Below are 18,665 nucleotides of genomic sequence, written 5' to 3'. Positions count from 1 at the left end.
TTTTTGAGCTTGACTCTTTTTATATTGTATCTATCATACCATTCTATAAAAATTTGTCAAATGTTACAGGGGTAAATAAAAAACTATCTTTTCTTCGAGATAGAAATGATAGTTTCTTGTAAAATAAACTTAGTTAAAGTAATGAAGTCCCATTGCTCCTTTAACCTCAGATAGGGTTTGACCTGCAACTTCACGCGCTCTTTCACTACCTTTTTGAAGCATATTATAAACTTCTCCCATATCCTTAGCAAATTCGATACGGCGCTCACGAATAGGACCCAGTTCACGTTCTAATATTTCAAGTAGATAACGCTTGGTCTTCACATCACCAAGACCACCTCGTTGATAATGTTCTTTCATTTCAGCAATTTCTTGAGCATCTTCTGGACGACCAAAAACATCTAGATAATGGAAAACCATATTTCCTTCAATTTTACCTGGATCCTCAACGCGGATATGATCTGGGTCTGTATACATACTCATTACTTTTTTACGCAAAGTATCCGCATCATCAGCTAAATAAATACCGTTATTGAGTGATTTAGACATTTTAGCATTCCCATCTAAACCAGGCAAACGCCCTGCTCTCTCATTTTCTGGATAAATACCTTCCGGTTCTACCAAGACATCACAGTTATATGCATTGTTAAAAGAACGAACAATTTCACGAGTTTGCTCAATCATTGGTTTCTGATCTGTCCCAACAGGAACATAGTTAGCCTTGAAAGCTGTGATGTCAGCTGCTTGAGCTATTGGATAGACCAAGAATCCTGTCGGAATGCTTTCTCCAAATCCTTTCTGAGCAATTTCTGTCTTGACAGTTGGATTACGCTCCAGACGTGCTAATGAAACCAGATTCATATAATACATAGACAACTCAGCCAGCTCTGGAATCTGGCTTTGAATAAAGATAGTTGATTTACTTGGATCCAATCCAACTGCAAGATAATCCAAAGCCACATTTCCGATAGACTCTACAATGGTTTGAGGATCTTTGGCATGATCTGTCAAGGCTTGTTGGTCAGCCAAGAACACAAACATATCATACTTATCCTCTTCCTGTAATAATACTCGATTTTTGAGACTTCCAACATAATGTCCAATATGCAATTTTCCTGTTGGACGGTCTCCTGTTAAAATAATGGGTTTAGTCATTTTGTTCTCCTTCGATATAGTCCCTTCAATTATAGCATTTTTTTAATGAAATAACCGCAATTTATCAAAATAAATCAACCTTACTATTCACGGATTTGTGTAAAGTATGCTGTAAAATTAATTTACACAAAATTGACAGATAAAAATTTGAATATTTCCGTATTTTCTAGTAGAATAAATATATTACACATATAGGAGAAAAACATTGCTTACAGTATCTGATGTTTCACTACGTTTTAGTGATCGCAAACTTTTTGATGATGTCAATATCAAATTTACAGAAGGAAATACTTACGGATTAATCGGTGCTAATGGTGCCGGAAAATCAACCTTTTTAAAAATTTTAGCCGGAGATATCGAACCTACTACTGGTCACATCTCTCTTGGTCCAGATGAACGTCTCTCTGTTCTTCGTCAAAATCACTTTGACTATGAAGATGAACGTGCCATTGATGTTGTTATCATGGGAAATGAAAAACTTTATAGCATCATGAAAGAGAAAGATGCTATCTACATGAAGGAAGATTTCTCAGACGAGGACGGGGTTCGTGCTGCCGAACTCGAAGAAGAGTTTGCTGAGCTTGGAGGCTGGGAAGCAGAAAGCGAAGCCTCTCAACTCCTTCAAAACCTAAACATTCCAGAAGAATTACACTACCAAAACATGAGCGAATTGGCCAACGGTGAGAAAGTAAAGGTTCTCCTTGCCAAAGCACTTTTTGGTAAACCAGATGTTCTTCTCTTGGACGAGCCTACCAACGGTTTAGACATCCAATCAATTACATGGTTAGAAGACTTCTTGATTGACTTTGATAACACAGTTATCGTAGTATCCCACGACCGTCACTTCTTAAACAAAGTATGTACTCACATGGCCGACCTTGACTTTGGAAAAATCAAACTCTATGTCGGAAACTACGACTTCTGGAAGGAATCTTCTGAACTCGCTGCTAAATTGCTAGCAGACCGTAATGCTAAAGCAGAAGAAAAAATTAAACAATTGCAAGAATTCGTTGCTCGTTTCTCTGCTAATGCTTCTAAATCAAGACAAGCAACATCACGTAAGAAAATGCTTGATAAGATTGAACTAGAAGAGATTGTACCATCTAGTCGTAAATATCCATTTATTAACTTTAAAGCGGAGCGTGAAATAGGTAATGATCTCCTGACAGTAGAAAATCTAACTGTAAAGATTGATGGTGAGACTATTTTAGATAATATCAGTTTTATCTTGCGTCCAGGTGATAAGACAGCGCTTATTGGTCAAAATGACATCCAAACGACTGCATTAATTCGTGCAATCATGGGGGACATTGACTATGAAGGAACTGTCAAGTGGGGAGTAACTACTAGCCGTTCTTACTTGCCAAAAGATAACTCGGCAGATTTTGCAGGAGGAGAGTCAATCCTTGACTGGTTGCGTCAATTCGCAAGTAAAGAAGAAGATGACAATACTTTCCTACGTGGCTTCCTCGGCCGTATGCTCTTCTCTGGAGATGAGGTTAACAAACCTGTAAATGTCTTGTCAGGGGGAGAAAAAGTTCGTGTCATGCTTTCAAAACTCATGCTTTTAAAATCAAATGTCCTTGTACTTGATGATCCAACAAATCACTTGGACTTGGAATCTATCTCAAGCTTGAATGATGGATTGAAAAACTTTAAAGAATCAATCATCTTTGCCAGCCATGACCACGAGTTTATTCAAACTCTAGCTAACCATATCATTGTCTTGTCTAAAAATGGCGTCATTGACCGTATCGATGAAACCTATGATGAATTCCTAGAAAATGCAGAAGTACAAGCAAAAGTTAAAGAACTTTGGAAAGACTAAAAAAATTCAAAACTCAGTTGGGTTAACCAGCTGAGTTTTCTAACATTTTATGAGGTAACATGAAATTATTTTTTAAAACATATTGGATCTATTTTGTTTCTTTCATCATTCCTGTAGTAATTATGATAGGAGTATATCTATCTCAAGGTATCTACTGGAATAGCGACAAATCTCCTCTATTAGGAGATGGCTTTCATCAATACGTTATTTTTGATATAGCTCTAAGAAATATCCTACATGGAAATAGTAGTCTGTTTTACACCTTTACAAGTGGTCTAGGGCTAAACTTCTATGCTCTATCTAGTTATTACTTGGGTAGTTTTCTTTCACCTCTGGTTTACTTTTTTGATCTAACGAATATGCCAGATGCTGTCTATCTGACCACTCTCTTAAAATTTGGATTGATTGGTCTGTCAACCTTTTTTAGTTTGAATAAATTGTTTCAATCTATCCCTCAGACTTTAAAACTAGCCTTATCTACTTCCTATACTCTGATGAGTTTCACTGTCAGTCAATTAGAGATAAAAACCTGGCTAGATGTTTTTATCTTGATTCCTTTAATTATAACTGGTTTACATCTACTGATAACTGAAAAGAAACTCCTATTGTACTTTACAAGTCTGTCAATCTTATTTATTCAAAATTATTATTTTGGATATATGACAGTATTGTTTCTTATTTTCTGGTATCTCTGTCAAATTTCGTGGGACTTTAAGACTCGAAAATCATCTGTTCTTGATTTCATAGTTATCTCCTTTTTAGCTGGTATGGCTAGTTTGATTATGACTCTTCCCACTCTGTTTGATTTACAGACACATGGGGAAAAATTGACTGAAGTTACAAAGTTTCAAACTGAAAGTAGCTGGTATCTTGATCTCTTTGCTAAGCAATTCATTGGTTCCTTTGACACAACAAAGTATGGGGCCATCCCAATGATTTTTGTTGGACTACTTCCCTTTATTTTGACCATTTTATTTTTTACGCTGAAATCTATTAAGTTTCACGTGAAACTCATATATGTAATATTCTTTGCATTTCTAATTGCAAGCTTTTACATAGAAGCTCTTGACTTATTTTGGCAAGGTATGCATACTCCAAATATGTTTTTACATCGCTATTCTTGGATTTTCTCTACCTTGTTAATTTACACAGCAGCGGAAGTCTTAAATCGTCTGAAAGAAATTAAAATCTGGAATTTTTTAGTTTCGCTTTTTCTTATAGTAACAGGATTTTTAGCTACCATCTATCTAAAATCACATTATTCTTTTTTAACAGATTTGAATATTCTACTGACTCTTGAATTTTTAGTTGTCTATTCTCTTTTACTCCTTGCAGTTATCAAAAAGTTTATCTCTGTAAATCTATTTGCCATTCTAATCTCTTTATTTATAATGGTTGAAATAAGTTTAAATGCTTCATCTCAAATAGACGGAATTGCTAAAGAATGGGGATTTGCTTCTCGAAGTGCATATAATCGAGATATCCCAGCTATGAAATCTTTCTCAACATATATTGGAAATCAATTTACTCGTACTGAAAAACTAGAGACTCAAACAGGAAATGACAGTATGAAATTCAACTACAATGGAATATCTCAATTTTCATCTGTTCGAAATCGTTCAGCAAGCTCTACTTTGGATAAACTTGGGTTTAAATCCTCTGGGACTAATCTCAATCTACGCTATGCAAATAATAGTATTTTGGCTGATAGTTTATTTGGTATCCAGTACAATATCTCAGACAGTCCTAGTGATAAGTATGGTTTTAAAGATATCTATCAAAAAGATAATCTTACCCTATATGAAAATCAATTCTCTCTTCCGATTGCCTTTGCTAGTCAATCTGTTTACAATGATGTCAAGTTCAATGAACATACTTTAGATAATCAAGCCTCGTTTTTAAATCAACTTGCTAACGTCGATTTTGATTATTTTTCTACAATCCCTTATGACAAAACAGAAAATACTAATGATTTGATTATTGTCACAAGTTCTTCAAATGAGGATGCAGCAATCCAGTATCAAATTGAAGTGCCAGAAAACAGCCAAGTTTATCTTTCTTTCACAAACCTTCACTTTTCTAATGATAAACAAAAAAAGGTTGACATCCTTGTAAATGGAGAAAAGAAAACTTTTACAACTGATAATATCTTCTCCTTCTTTAATCTAGGCTATACAAAAGAGAAAAAAACTTTCAATATCAATGTTAGTTTCCCTGGAAATTCACAAGTATCATTTGAATCTCCTACCTTCTACCGTTTAGATACCAAAACATTCACCGAGGCAATTCAAAAAATTAAAGAACAACCTGTCACAGTATCAACTTCTAAAAACAAGGTCTTTGCTAGATATGATGTTAAACAAGATACGTCCATTTTCTTCACCATTCCTTATGACAAAGGTTGGTCTGCCTACCAAGATGGTAAGAAAATAGAAATTAAACAAGCTCAAACTGGATTTATGAAAGTTGAGGTTCCCAAGGGGAAAGGAACTATTACACTCTCCTTCATTCCCAATGGTTTTATTACTGGAGCAATTTGTTCCTTTACTTCTCTCTTACTATTTGGAACCTATAATCACAGACGAAAGTCATCTAAGGCATAAAAAATCGACCAATTAATCGGTCGATTTTTTTAATCTTCTTCCATTTTCTTAGGTTGATAGGCTAGCATACCTAAACCAGTAAATAGAGCTAGTATGGCATCTAGGAAAATGACTTGCTGATGAATATTTCCTGTCATAGAGATTGTTTGTCGTAATCCCGAAACTGAATAACTCATTGGTAACCAAGGACTAATAGTTCTAAAGAAATCATTTGTCAAGGCAAGTGGATAAGTACCGGCACTTGATGCTAACTGTAATAAAAGCAAAATAAGTGAGAAGAAAGCTCCTATACGGCTATTCCATGTTGTTAATGCGGTCACCATGGACATGAATACTAAACTTGTTAGGATAATGAGAATAAATGTTCTCATCTCATGATTAGCCGTTAGACCAATAAGATGAACTCCTCCATATACCAAAATTCCTGCCAAAACAGCTATAATACCATTTATTTCAGCCCGAGATTTCAACCAAGCCCAACGGCTCTCTGGATGACGTCCTGAAGGCAGCTTCGCAAAGATCATATTCGTTGATATTGCTGCAACAAAGAGAGCAACTGATATCATATAAGGAGCCATTGCAATTCCATTTACAGGAACTTGGTCATTGTCTGTTTTGGAAAGATTGAGTGGATTTGACAAAATATCTGCATTTTGAGATTCCGTAGATGCTGATTTGAGTTGATCACTAGCATTACTTAGTCCTTGTCCTAAAGAAGCAACTCCTGTCTGTAAACCTTCCAATCCAGAAGTTAACTTTGTTCCACCTTCTGCTAATTTCCCAGCTCCATCTGCCAATTTATTAGCTCCACTTTCTAATTGAGAAGCACCTGAAAGTAACTGACTGGATTTGTCAGCTAGTCGGCTAGATCCTGACTGCAATTTATCAACTCCTGCTATCAATTCTTGACTCTTTTGATTCAATTGGTTAGAGCCAGTTGATAATTTTTCAATACCAGATACTAATTCTGGAGTTTTTTCAACTAATTGACTAACTCCTGCTGTCAAGCTAGAAGATTTTTGTGTCAAGGTGTTTGAGCCTGAAACTAGTTGATCCAAACTACCTGTCAAGGTGGCATTTTTTTCACTTAGTTTACTTGCTCCCTGAGAAACTTTATCAACACCTGTAGTATATGCGTTTACACCTGATGCAATCGACTGACTATCAGGAACTAATTTGCTAGTAACAGCTCCTTGTATCTCTGTTAATCCACTTGACAATCTTGTCAAAGAAGTAGAAGCAATAGGTAATACTTGATTAGCTTGATTTTTTAAAGTCGCAAGATTAGAAGATTGATTTTGTAAGTTTTCTAAACTTCCCTGTAAACCTTTAACTACAGCTACAATTGACTGTGCTGATTGAATACTATCAGTCGAATTTTGAGATACAGAAGCACTTATTTCAGCTTGTTGCTCACTTGTCAAAGATTGATAAGCTGCTGTCGATTGAATATTGGCTAATGTAGTCGCTTTAGCAGACTGAGCACTTGCTAACATTTGATTAGAAAGAGATACTATACTTGATAAAACAGAATCTAATTGTTTTGTATCTCCAACATCAATATTTTGAATGGCTTGATTTAACTGATTCAGACCAGAAGATAATTGATTAATTTGATCTTTTTTCCCAGACGAAGCATCTAACTTGCTAGAAAGTTGTTGAATCCCTTCACTTAATTGCTCCACCCCTATTCGAAGTGTAGCTGATTGATTAGATAACTGATTAGCACCTGTTGCAAGACTTCCCACTCCATTGGTGTAGGCACTAACACCAGATGAAAATTGATTAAGACCAGCATTAAGCTGAGAAACACCGCCAGTATAGGATTCTACACCAGAATATAACTGATTGATTCCTCCTACTAATTCAGGACTTTTAGAAGATAATTGACCTAATCCGCTATCTAATTGACTCACTGCACCAGTATATGTAACTAAACCACTATTAAAATTCCCTAAGCCAAGATGAAGTTGTTCAACACCAGAGACATAAGAGGATAATCCTTTAGTAAACTGCTCCGGTCCATTTGAAAATGTTAAACTTGAAGCTGCTAAAGAGTGTAGGTTAGTAGTTAATGTTTGACTTCCTGCCACTAACTGATTCGCTACATCAGTTAGTTTTTCACTTCCAGAATCTGCTTGGCTCATACCATCCTTTAAATAGACCATTTTGTTGAATAAAGCTTTAGTATAGGTCTCGGTTACATTGGTAGAAACACTCTGCTTTAATTGTGTCATAGCAGAATCGCTCATCTTGCTGGCAATAAAACTATGACCACTTGAAGTCTGATAATCGATTTGCATTTGCTCTGGATAATCCGTTAAAATAGAAGCTGCTTTTTCAGATAAATCACTTGGTAAAGTCACTACCATATAGTAATCGCCATTTTCTAAACCCTTCTTACCTTCTTCATCTACAAAATGAAAATCCAAGGTTTTATTTTCTTTTAAATTGGACACCATGTCTTTTCCTATAGACATGCTATTACCATTATAGGAAGCCTCTTTATCATTATTGACAACTGCCACAGGTAAGTCAGACAATTGCCCATATGGATCCCACATTGATGACAAAAATATGATATTGTACAGAGCTGGAATAAGAGAAATCCCTATCATGACAATAATAAAGGTTGGTTTTTTAAAAATTGCTTTCCATTCTTTAAACATAGTTTCTCCTTTTTTAAACATATTGTCTAAAATTTTGATATAATAGATTATACAATAAAAAATCTAAATTACAATATAAAAAATCCATTTTTAGACATATAGTCTAATTTGTTTACAAGGAGGAAATATGCAAGAAAGTAACAAACGCTTAAAAACAAAGCGAACTATTGAAAATGCTATGGTACAATTACTAATGGAACAACCATTTGATCAAATTTCTACTGTCAAGTTAGCAGAAAAAGCCAGAATTAGCCGTTCCAGCTTCTATACGCACTATAAGGATAAGTATGATATGATTGAGCACTATCAAAGCAAGCTATTTCATACATTTGAATATATTTTTCAAAAACATGCTCATCACAAAAGAGACGCTATTTTAGAAGTTTTTGAATATCTAGAGTCAGAACCACTTCTGGCTGCCCTTCTTTCTGAAAATGGGACTAAAGAAATCCAAAATTTCTTACGAAATAAACTTCATATCATGCTCAGTACAGATTTACAAAAGCGATTTATGCAACTGAATCTAAATACCACTGAATTAGAATATAGTAGCATCTATCTAACTCATGCACTTTTTGGTGTCTGCCAAACTTGGATTGCACATGGAAAAAAAGAAAGTTCTCAAGAAATAACAAACTTCCTTATGAAAATGCTTGGTGATACAAATTGATACAAAAAGAGGAACACAGCTGTGTTCCCTTTTATCTATACTCCGCCAGTAGGACTCGAACCTACGACATCATGATTAACAGTCATGCGCTACTACCAACTGAGCTATGGCGGATAAAATAGTCCGTACGGGATTCGAACCCGTGTTACCGCCGTGAAAAGGCGGTGTCTTAACCCCTTGACCAACGGACCTTCTATCTGTAGCAGATATAACCATTATATCAATTTCTTCCTAATTGTCAATCACTTTTGAGATTTTTTCTCTAAAATATCTTTTAATTTTCTAATTTTTAATCTTGAAATAGGACAACGATGATCTTCATAGAAAACAATTTCTAGATTTTTTCGATCAATCTCTCTAATATTGCCTATATTTACCAAAAATGACTTATGAGGAGAATAAAATCGCTGAGTATGTTTGTCCTTTTCCTGAATATCTGTCATAGTACCGTAAAACTCTTTGGCAAAATTCTTACCAATAATACGTAATTTATGAGAGACTCCTGTCGTTTCAATATACAAAATATCATGGTAAGGGATTTTTAAATCATTTCCCTTGTAATTGTAGTCAAAATAATCCACCACATCTTCATTTTCAAGTAACATACTCTTCGTGTAAAAGATATTTTGCTCAATTCTCTTCTTAAACATCTCATCGTTGATATCCTTATCAACAAAATCTAGGGCTGATACCTGGTATTTATAGGTTAGAGTCGCAAACTCTGATCGACTGGTGATAAAGACGATAATAGCGTAAGGATTGTAATGACGAATGAGCTGAGCCACTTCAAATCCCTTTTTCTCAATTCCATGAATATCAATATCTAGGAAATAAAGCTGATTTACTTCATCGTTTTCAATGTATTCTTCAAATTCACGGACTTTTCCCGTTGTCTTGTATGATATTGGAATATTCGATTCTTTCGAAATTTCATCCAATATTCTCTCTAGTCTCACTTGATGTTCAATAACATCTTCTAAAATTAAAACTTTCATTCAAATTCCCTCTTACATCTAATGATTTGTCTAAATGTACTGCCTTCCATCTCTGTTTCTAAAATAATATTGTTGTACTTATCTAGTAGTTCCTTCACATTATTTAATCCGACTCCGCGATTTCTTCCCTTAGTGGAGAATCCTAAGGCAAATAGATTTCCTGAAGGAGTCATCGTCATTTTACATGAATTCTGAATCACAATCACTGTTTCAGTTTCCATCTTAATAACTGCTACTTCCATCTGCTTTTTATAACTATCAGCCGATCCTTCGACAGCATTGTTCAATAAAACACTCATAATACGAACCAAATCCAATAGTTCAATTGGGAGCTTGGTAATCGTATCTTTTACTTCCAGTGTAAACTCTACACCATTATTTCGAGCATAGACAATGGACTGAGCAACCAAACTTCGTAAAGCTGAATCTTCTATGTTGTTCAAATCAAAGTAAGTGTACTTATCTGAACGCAGTTTGTGATTAGCTTTGACCAAAACTTCATTGTAAACTCTGTCAATTTCTTGTAAATCACCACTGTCAATTGCCATCTGCATGCTGACAAGCATTCCAGCATAGTCATGTCGAAAACCACGGATTTCATTATACAGTCCGACAATTTCGTCTGTATAGTTTTGTAAATGTTTCTGTTCAAATTTCTTCTGCTTCAAAGCAATCTCTTTTTCCATTTGTTCTTTATGCGAATTCATTGCAAAGAAGGTCAAAAGTAACGAGATAAAAACAATAGATGACAAAATACTTCCAAAACTATTCAAATGTTTAACCGTACTTACCATATCTGAAACGAAAGATACAATATGGAGCAGTAGTAAGGCAAAAAATACTTTTTTCAAGAAAGGATAGAGGTAGTCTTTGTCAAAATAGGCTAGTTCCAAATGGAAATAATGAATGATTTTTAAGACAACAAAATAGGTCAACACCGTTACAACGAAAAAGAATGGGGCATGATATTGTGAAACAAAATTGTCTCCTGTTATAGAAGAGAAAGTTACGGACAGAAAGTTATGAGTGCTCTCACATAAAAGAGATAGTAGTAAACTTAGGAATAGTCCTCTATCCCTCTCATACTGTTTAATCCATCGAAAATAGGAATATAGGCCCAAAGGAAATAAAAATCTTTCAATCACTATTTCATCTAAATATAGAAGATAAAAGGAAAGTTCAAGTACTGCTTCTACTAGTAATGTATAGAGACCAAAAAAATATAGTTCCTTTGATTTTATTTGACCTTTACAAATTAAACGGTAACTGTGACTAATAATTAAAAAATGACCAATAACTGTCCCAAATCCAAATAAATTCATTACTCTTTCCCCTTATTTTATTACTTTTTTCTTGGGAAAATAAAATCACGGAGGATTTTTGGAAGTCTCATTTCCCCACCTTTAATCTTTTGCAAGTCTTTTTCCTTCAAGGCTACAAACTGTTCCAATTTAACTGTGTTTTTCATAATAAAATCTCCTAAAATGTTTTTTCTTGTAAGCTAACTTACAAAAACCATTATACAAAATGGAATTTCGTTTTAGATAAAATTCTCTCAACTGTCATTTTTTTCTCCCAAAGTGTACTTTTTTAAGAAAAAAGCCGGGAAAATTCCCAGCTTTGCTATTATATTGATCCCAGCAGGATTCGAACCTGCGACCGTTCGCTTAGAAGGCGAATGCTCTATCCAGCTGAGCTATGAGACCTAACACAATTATTCTACCAAAAATTCAATTAAAAGTCAATTTATTTATGATAGGGTGATCCCTGCTGAATCGTAAAAGCGCGATAGATTTGTTCAACAAGAACTAGTCTCATTAACTGATGGGGCAAGGTTAGGCGACCAAAACTGACAGAAAGATTGGCTCTATTTTTTACAGCTGATGACAATCCTAAACTTCCCCCAATAATAAAGGTAAGAGTAGAAAATCCTTTTATAGAAGCTTCTTCTAACTGCTTACTAAATTCTTCTGAAGAGAACATTTTCCCTTCAATAGCTAATGCAATAACAAAATCACGGTCAGCAACTTTTGATAAAATTCTCTGACCTTCTATTTCTAAAATCTTTTGATTTTCTGATTCACTGGCCTTATCTGGTGTTTTTTCATCTGATAACTCAATCATTTCAAACTTAGCAAATCTAGAAATTCGTTTTGAATACTCTGCGATACCATCTTTTAAATACTTTTCTTTCAGTTTCCCAACTGTTACAACTTTAATTTTCATGACTCTATTCTAACATATTCTCTATTTTTTCACATCTTATTCACAAAATAAAAAATAGATTTCAATTAAGAAAATCACAGCTTCAAAAGAGTTATCCACAGTTTGTGTAAAACTTTTGTGTTTAAGTTATAATTAAGCTAGTCAGTTTATACTTTCAGTAATTCAAACATATGGAGGCAAATATGAAACATCTAAAAACATTTTACAAAAAATGGTTTCAATTATTAGTCGTTATCGTCATTAGCTTTTTTAGTGGAGCCTTGGGTAGTTTTTCAATAACTCAACTAACTCAAAAAAGTAGTGTAAACAACTCTAACAACAATAGTACTATTACACAAATTGCCTATAAGAACGAAAATTCAACAACACAGGCTGTTAACAAAGTAAAAGATGCTGTTGTTTCTGTTATTACTTATTCGGCAAACAGACAAAATAGCGTATTTGGCAATGATGATACTGACACAGATTCTCAGCGAATCTCTAGTGAAGGATCTGGAGTTATTTATAAAAAGAATGATAAAGAAGCTTACATCGTCACCAACAATCACGTTATAAATGGCGCCAGCAAAGTAGATATTCGATTGTCAGATGGGACTAAAGTACCTGGAGAAATTGTCGGAGCTGACACTTTCTCTGATATTGCTGTCGTCAAAATCTCTTCAGAAAAAGTGACAACAGTAGCTGAGTTTGGTGATTCTAGTAAGTTAACTGTAGGAGAAATTGCTATTGCCATCGGTAGCCCGTTAGGTTCTGAATATGCAAATACTGTTACTCAAGGTATCGTATCTAGTCTCAATAGAAATGTATCCTTAAAATCGGAAGATGGACAAGCTATTTCTACAAAAGCCATCCAAACTGATACTGCTATTAACCCAGGTAACTCTGGCGGCCCACTGATCAATATTCAAGGGCAGGTTATCGGAATTACCTCAAGTAAAATTGCTACAAATGGAGGAACATCTGTAGAAGGTCTTGGTTTCGCAATTCCTGCAAATGATGCTATCAATATTATTGAACAGTTAGAAAAAAACGGAAAAGTGACGCGTCCAGCTTTGGGAATCCAGATGGTTAATTTATCTAATGTGAGTACAAGCGACATCAGAAGACTCAATATTCCAAGTAATGTTACATCTGGTGTAGTTGTTCGTTCGATACAAAGTAATATGCCTGCCAATGGTCACCTTGAAAAATACGATGTAATTACAAAAGTAGATGACAAAGAGATTGCTTCATCAACAGACTTACAAAGTGCTCTTTACAATCATTCTATCGGAGACACCATTAAGATCACTTACTATCGCAACGGTAAAGAAGAAACTACATCTATTAAACTTGACAAGAGTTCAGGTGATTTAGAATCTTAATTGACATCTATGTAAAGAAAGCTTTACATAAGAGAAAAGATGTGTTAGTGTAGAATCATGGAAAAATTTGAAATGATTTCTATCACAGATATACAAAAAAATCCCTATCAACCCCGAAAAGAATTTGATAGAGAAAAACTAGATGAACTAGCACAGTCTATCAAAGAAAATGGGGTCATTCAACCGATTATTGTTCGTCAATCTCCTGTTATTGGTTATGAAATCCTTGCAGGAGAGAGACGCTATCGGGCTTCACTTTTAGCTGGTCTACGGTCTATCCCAGCTGTTGTTAAACAGATTTCAGACCAAGAGATGATGGTTCAGTCCATTATTGAAAATTTACAGAGAGAAAATTTAAACCCAATAGAAGAAGCACGCGCCTATGAATCTCTCGTAGAGAAAGGATTCACCCATGCTGAAATTGCAGATAAAATGGGCAAGTCTCGTCCATATATCAGCAACTCCATTCGTTTACTTTCCTTGCCAGAACAGATTCTCTCAGAAGTAGAAAATGGCAAACTATCACAAGCCCATGCGCGTTCCCTAGTTGGGTTAAATAAGGAACAACAAGACTATTTCTTTCAACGGATTATAGAAGAAGATATTTCTGTAAGGAAGTTAGAAGCTCTTCTGACAGAGAAAAAACAAAAGAAACAGCAAAAAACGAATCATTTCATACAAAATGAAGAAAAACAGTTAAGAAAACTACTCGGATTAGATGTAGAAATTAAACTATCTAAAAAAGACAGTGGAAAAATCATTATTTCTTTTTCAAATCAAGAAGAATATAGTAGAATTATCAACAGCCTGAAATAAGGCTGTTCTTTTATTTTTTTATCTCACAAGGTTATCCACTATGTTTTTCGATAAAAAGCTTAATAAATCAATAATTTCTTCTTTTATCCCCAACCTGTGGATAAAGTTTGGTAACATTGTGGATTATTTTTCACAGCTTGTGGAAAATTCTTGCTATCTATGGTAAAATATCTCTAGTATTAAACTTTTAAATAGTAAAGGAGGAGAAAAGATTGAAAGAAAAACAATTTTGGAATCGTATATTAGAATTTGCACAAGAAAGACTGACTCGATCCATGTATGATTTCTATGCTATTCAAGCTGAACTCATCAAGGTAGAGGAAAATGTTGCCACTATATTTCTACCTCGCTCTGAAATGGAAATGGTCTGGGAAAAACAACTAAAAGATATTATTGTAGTAGCTGGTTTTGAAATTTATGACGCTGAAATAACTCCCCACTATATTTTCACCAAACCTCAAGATACGACTAGCTCACAAGTTGAAGAAACTACAAATTTAACTCTTTATGACTATAGTCCAAAGTTAGTATCTATTCCTTATTCAGATACGGGATTAAAAGAAAAGTATACCTTTGATAACTTTATTCAAGGGGATGGAAATGTTTGGGCTGTATCAGCCGCTTTAGCTGTCTCTGAAGATTTGGCTCTGACCTATAACCCTCTTTTTATCTATGGAGGACCAGGCCTTGGTAAGACTCACTTATTAAACGCTATTGGAAATGAAATTCTAAAAAATATTCCAAATGCACGTGTCAAATACATACCTGCTGAAAGCTTTATTAATGACTTTCTTGATCACCTAAGACTTGGGGAAATGGAAAAATTTAAAAAAACCTATCGTAGTCTTGATCTTTTGTTAATCGATGATATCCAGTCACTCAGCGGAAAAAAAGTCGCAACTCAGGAAGAATTTTTCAATACCTTTAACGCCCTTCATGACAAGCAAAAACAGATTGTCCTAACCAGTGATCGTAGTCCAAAACATTTAGAAGGGCTCGAGGAGAGGCTTGTCACGCGCTTTAGTTGGGGATTGACACAAACTATCACACCCCCTGACTTTGAAACACGCATTGCCATTTTACAAAGTAAAACGGAACATTTAGGCTACAATTTCCAAAGTGATACTCTAGAATACCTAGCTGGGCAATTTGATTCAAATGTTCGAGATCTTGAGGGAGCCATAAACGACATCACTTTAATTGCCAGAGTAAAAAATATCAAGGATATCACTATTGATATTGCTGCAGAAGCTATTAGAGCTCGAAAACAAGATGTTAGCCAAATGCTCGTCATCCCAATTGACAAAATCCAAAATGAAGTTGGTAACTTCTATGGAGTTAGTGTCAAAGAAATGAAGGGAAGCAGACGCCTTCAAAACATTGTGTTAGCCCGTCAAGTAGCCATGTATTTATCTAGAGAACTAACAGATAATAGTCTTCCAAAAATTGGGAAGGAATTTGGTGGAAAAGATCATACAACAGTTATTCATGCCCATGCTAAAATTAAATCTTTGATTGATGAAGACGATAATTTACGCTTAGAAATTGAATCAATCAAAAAGAAAATCAAATAAGTTGTGGATAACTTTTACTTTATTATCTTTTTTATCCACATTTTTTAAACAAGCCAAAAAACTTGATATGACTTGTTTAAAGTCTGTTTTCCACAGATTTCACAGACTCTATTATTACTATTATCCTTCTAATACTAAAAATAAATAAAGGAGAATCCATGATTCATTTTTCAATTAATAAAAATTTATTTCTACAAGCCTTAAATACAACTAAAAGAGCTATTAGTTCTAAAAATGCCATTCCTATTTTATCAACTGTCAAAATTGACGTGACCAATGAAGGTGTTACTTTAATTGGTTCAAATGGTCAAATTTCAATTGAAAATTTTATTTCTCAAAAAAATGAAGATGCTGGTCTATTAATTACTTCTTTAGGTTCGATCCTTCTTGAAGCTTCTTTCTTTATCAATGTGGTATCTAGCCTACCTGATGTAACTCTTGATTTTAAAGAAATTGAACAAAATCAAATTGTTTTAACCAGCGGCAAATCAGAAATTACCTTAAAAGGAAAAGATAGTGAACAGTATCCACGAATCCAAGAAATTTCAGCAAGCACTCCTTTGGTTCTTGAAACAAAATTGCTCAAGAAAATTATCAATGAAACAGCTTTTGCTGCAAGTACACAAGAAAGTCGTCCAATTTTAACAGGTGTTCATTTTGTATTGAGTCAGCATAAGGAGCTAAAAACAGTGGCAACAGACTCTCATCGTCTAAGCCAGAAAAAATTAATGCTTGAGAAAAATAGTGATGATTTTGATGTCGTGATTCCTAGCCGTTCTCTACGCGAATTTTCAGTGGTATTTACAGATGATATCGAAACTGTAGAGATTTTCTTTGCCAATAACCAAATCCTCTTTAGAAGCGAAAATATTAGCTTCTATACTCGTCTCCTAGAAGGAAACTATCCTGATACAGATCGCTTGATTCCAACAGACTTTAACACTACTATTACTTTTGATGTGGTAAACTTACGCCAGTCAATGGAGCGTGCTCGTCTTTTATCAAGTGCGACTCAAAATGGTACTGTGAAACTTGAAATTAAAGGTGGTATTGTTAGCGCCCATGTTCACTCTCCAGAAGTTGGTAAAGTAAACGAAGAAATCGATACTGATCAGGTTACTGGTGAAGATTTGACCATTAGTTTCAACCCAACTTACTTAATTGATTCTCTTAAAGCTTTAAATAGCGAAAAGGTTACCATTAGCTTTATCTCAGCTGTTCGTCCATTTACTCTTGTGCCAGCAGATACTGACGAAGACTTCATGCAGCTCATTACACCAGTTCGTACAAATTAAGTGAAAGAGGTTGAGCTTAGCTCGCCTCTTTTATGATATAATCGAAAAAGAAAAGGAGAATAGTATGTATCAAGTTGGAAATTTTGTTGAAATGAAAAAACCACATGCTTGCACCATCAAGTCAACAGGAAAAAAAGCTAATCGTTGGGAAATTACACGTGTAGGAGCAGATATCAAAATCAAATGCAGTAATTGTGACCATGTTGTCATGATGGGACGCTATGATTTTGATCGAAAAATGAATAAAATTATTGACTGAGAACCCTTAGTTAGAGGGTTAGCAAGTTTTCCCTTTTTGTGTTATAATATTAGGGATTGAAATGAAAACGGAGAATGAGAAATATGGCTTTGACAGCAGGTATCGTTGGTTTGCCAAACGTTGGTAAATCAACACTATTTAATGCAATTACAAAAGCAGGAGCAGAGGCAGCAAACTACCCATTTGCGACGATTGATCCAAACGTTGGAATGGTTGAAGTTCCAGATGAACGCCTACAAAAACTAACTGAAATGATTACTCCTAAAAAGACAGTGCCAACAACATTTGAATTTACAGATATTGCAGGGATTGTAAAAGGAGCTTCAAAAGGAGAAGGGCTAGGGAATAAATTCTTGGCCAATATTCGTGAAGTAGATGCGATTGTTCACGTAGTTCGTGCTTTTGATGATGAAAATGTGATGCGCGAGCAAGGACGTGAAGACGCCTTTGTAGATCCACTTGCCGATATTGACACCATTAACCTAGAATTGATTCTTGCTGACTTAGAATCGGTGAACAAACGATATGCGCGTGTAGAAAAGATGGCACGTACGCAAAAAGATAAAGAATCAGTAGCTGAGTTTAATGTTCTTCAAAAGATTAAACCAGTCCTTGAAGATGGGAAATCAGCTCGAACTATTGAATTTACAGATGAGGAACAAAAGGTTGTAAAAGGTCTTTTCCTTTTGACGACTAAACCAGTGCTCTATGTTGCTAATGTTGACGAGGATGTGGTTTCAGAACCTGACTCTATCAACTATGTCAAACAAATTCGTGAATTTGCAGCGACAGAAAATGCTGAAGTAGTCGTCATTTCTGCGCGTGCTGAGGAAGAAATTTCTGAATTGGACGATGAAGATAAAAAAGAGTTTCTTGAAGCCATTGGTTTGACAGAATCAGGTGTAGATAAGTTGACGCGTGCAGCTTACCACTTGCTTGGATTGGGAACTTACTTCACAGCTGGTGAAAAAGAAGTTCGCGCTTGGACTTTCAAACGTAGTATGAAGGCTCCTCAAGCAGCTGGGATTATCCACTCAGACTTTGAAAAAGGATTTATTCGTGCAGTAACCATGTCATATGAGGATTTAGTGAAATACGGATCTGAAAAGGCCGTAAAAGAAGCTGGACGCTTGCGTGAAGAAGGAAAAGAATATATCGTTCAAGATGGCGATATCATGGAATTCCGCTTTAATGTCTAAAAAATTAATAAA

General features: G+C 34.9%; 15 protein-coding genes and 3 tRNA genes. 9 read left to right on the top strand and 9 right to left on the bottom strand.

Features of this window, described 5'->3' with window-relative positions; all coding sequences use genetic code 11:
- Positions 1–129: 129 nt before the first annotated feature.
- Positions 130–1,155, bottom strand: a complete 1,026-nt coding sequence (gene trpS, locus HT709_RS00185; protein ID WP_000165458.1) for a tryptophan--tRNA ligase — start codon at positions 1,153–1,155, stop codon at positions 130–132.
- A gap of 205 nt (positions 1,156–1,360) precedes the next feature.
- Between trpS and HT709_RS00180 the strand changes: the two genes are divergently transcribed.
- A complete protein-coding gene (locus HT709_RS00180) occupies positions 1,361–2,983 on the top strand; it encodes an ATP-binding cassette domain-containing protein (protein ID WP_000958762.1) in 1,623 nt (540 codons plus the stop codon).
- A gap of 59 nt (positions 2,984–3,042) precedes the next feature.
- Positions 3,043–5,586 carry a YfhO family protein gene (locus tag HT709_RS00175; protein WP_050261855.1) on the top strand — a complete coding sequence of 848 codons (2,544 nt, stop codon included), beginning with the start codon at positions 3,043–3,045 and terminating at the stop codon, positions 5,584–5,586.
- 29 nt (positions 5,587–5,615) lie between these two features.
- Here HT709_RS00175 and HT709_RS00170 read toward each other — a convergent pair whose 3' ends face one another.
- Positions 5,616–8,255, bottom strand: a complete 2,640-nt coding sequence (locus tag HT709_RS00170) for a YhgE/Pip domain-containing protein (RefSeq protein WP_050261854.1) — start codon at positions 8,253–8,255, stop codon at positions 5,616–5,618.
- Between the two features lie 127 nt (positions 8,256–8,382).
- On the opposite strand from HT709_RS00170, the gene HT709_RS00165 reads away from it, so the two are divergent.
- A complete protein-coding gene (locus tag HT709_RS00165) occupies positions 8,383–8,925 on the top strand; it encodes a TetR-like C-terminal domain-containing protein (RefSeq protein WP_050223254.1) in 543 nt (180 codons plus the stop codon).
- 40 nt (positions 8,926–8,965) lie between these two features.
- On the opposite strand, the gene HT709_RS00160 is transcribed toward HT709_RS00165, so the two are convergent.
- The 7 genes from HT709_RS00160 to rlmH form a co-directional block, all read right to left on the bottom strand.
- Positions 8,966–9,039: transfer RNA gene (locus tag HT709_RS00160), tRNA-Asn, on the bottom strand.
- A gap of 5 nt (positions 9,040–9,044) precedes the next feature.
- A tRNA-Glu gene (locus HT709_RS00155) sits at positions 9,045–9,116 on the bottom strand.
- A gap of 51 nt (positions 9,117–9,167) precedes the next feature.
- Entirely contained in the window at positions 9,168–9,920 is a 753-nt protein-coding gene (comE, locus tag HT709_RS00150) for a competence system response regulator transcription factor ComE (RefSeq protein ID WP_000866065.1), read from the bottom strand.
- Positions 9,917–11,242: a competence system sensor histidine kinase ComD gene (gene comD / locus HT709_RS00145; RefSeq protein WP_172925397.1), complete on the bottom strand. Its 1,326-nt coding sequence runs from the start codon at positions 11,240–11,242 to the stop codon at positions 9,917–9,919. The genes comE and comD overlap by 4 nt, the downstream gene beginning before the upstream one ends.
- A gap of 20 nt (positions 11,243–11,262) precedes the next feature.
- Positions 11,263–11,388, bottom strand: a complete 126-nt coding sequence (gene comC, locus HT709_RS00140; RefSeq protein WP_000799687.1) for a competence-stimulating peptide ComC — start codon at positions 11,386–11,388, stop codon at positions 11,263–11,265.
- 164 nt (positions 11,389–11,552) lie between these two features.
- Positions 11,553–11,626 (bottom strand) — tRNA-Arg (locus HT709_RS00135).
- 40 nt (positions 11,627–11,666) lie between these two features.
- Positions 11,667–12,146, bottom strand: a complete 480-nt coding sequence (gene rlmH / locus HT709_RS00130; protein WP_000695932.1) for a 23S rRNA (pseudouridine(1915)-N(3))-methyltransferase RlmH — start codon at positions 12,144–12,146, stop codon at positions 11,667–11,669.
- 182 nt (positions 12,147–12,328) lie between these two features.
- Here rlmH and HT709_RS00125 point away from each other — a divergent pair, with 182 nt between their 5' ends.
- The 6 genes from HT709_RS00125 (at position 12,329) to ychF (ending at position 18,653) form a co-directional block, all read left to right on the top strand.
- Positions 12,329–13,510, top strand: a complete 1,182-nt coding sequence (locus HT709_RS00125; protein WP_023936253.1) for a S1C family serine protease — start codon at positions 12,329–12,331, stop codon at positions 13,508–13,510.
- 57 nt (positions 13,511–13,567) lie between these two features.
- Positions 13,568–14,326: a ParB/RepB/Spo0J family partition protein gene (locus tag HT709_RS00120; RefSeq protein WP_000410378.1), complete on the top strand. Its 759-nt coding sequence runs from the start codon at positions 13,568–13,570 to the stop codon at positions 14,324–14,326.
- A 212-nt stretch (positions 14,327–14,538) separates the two neighbouring features.
- Positions 14,539–15,900: a chromosomal replication initiator protein DnaA gene (dnaA, locus tag HT709_RS00115; RefSeq protein WP_172925396.1), complete on the top strand. Its 1,362-nt coding sequence runs from the start codon at positions 14,539–14,541 to the stop codon at positions 15,898–15,900.
- A 158-nt stretch (positions 15,901–16,058) separates the two neighbouring features.
- Positions 16,059–17,195 (top strand): DNA polymerase III subunit beta, encoded by a 1,137-nt coding sequence (dnaN, locus tag HT709_RS00110; RefSeq protein WP_023940601.1) that lies wholly within the window; start codon positions 16,059–16,061, stop codon positions 17,193–17,195.
- A 64-nt stretch (positions 17,196–17,259) separates the two neighbouring features.
- Positions 17,260–17,454, top strand: a complete 195-nt coding sequence (locus tag HT709_RS00105; protein WP_000285186.1) for a DUF951 family protein — start codon at positions 17,260–17,262, stop codon at positions 17,452–17,454.
- Between the two features lie 83 nt (positions 17,455–17,537).
- Positions 17,538–18,653, top strand: a complete 1,116-nt coding sequence (gene ychF / locus HT709_RS00100) for a redox-regulated ATPase YchF (RefSeq protein ID WP_001218715.1) — start codon at positions 17,538–17,540, stop codon at positions 18,651–18,653.
- Positions 18,654–18,665 lie beyond the last annotated feature (12 nt).

This window comes from Streptococcus sp. 1343, from assembly GCF_013277355.1.
Taxonomy (GTDB): Bacteria; Bacillota; Bacilli; order Lactobacillales; family Streptococcaceae; genus Streptococcus; species Streptococcus pseudopneumoniae.
The sequence above is the reverse complement of the archived record's forward strand: the minus strand, read 5'-3'. Positions and strand labels throughout refer to the sequence as shown.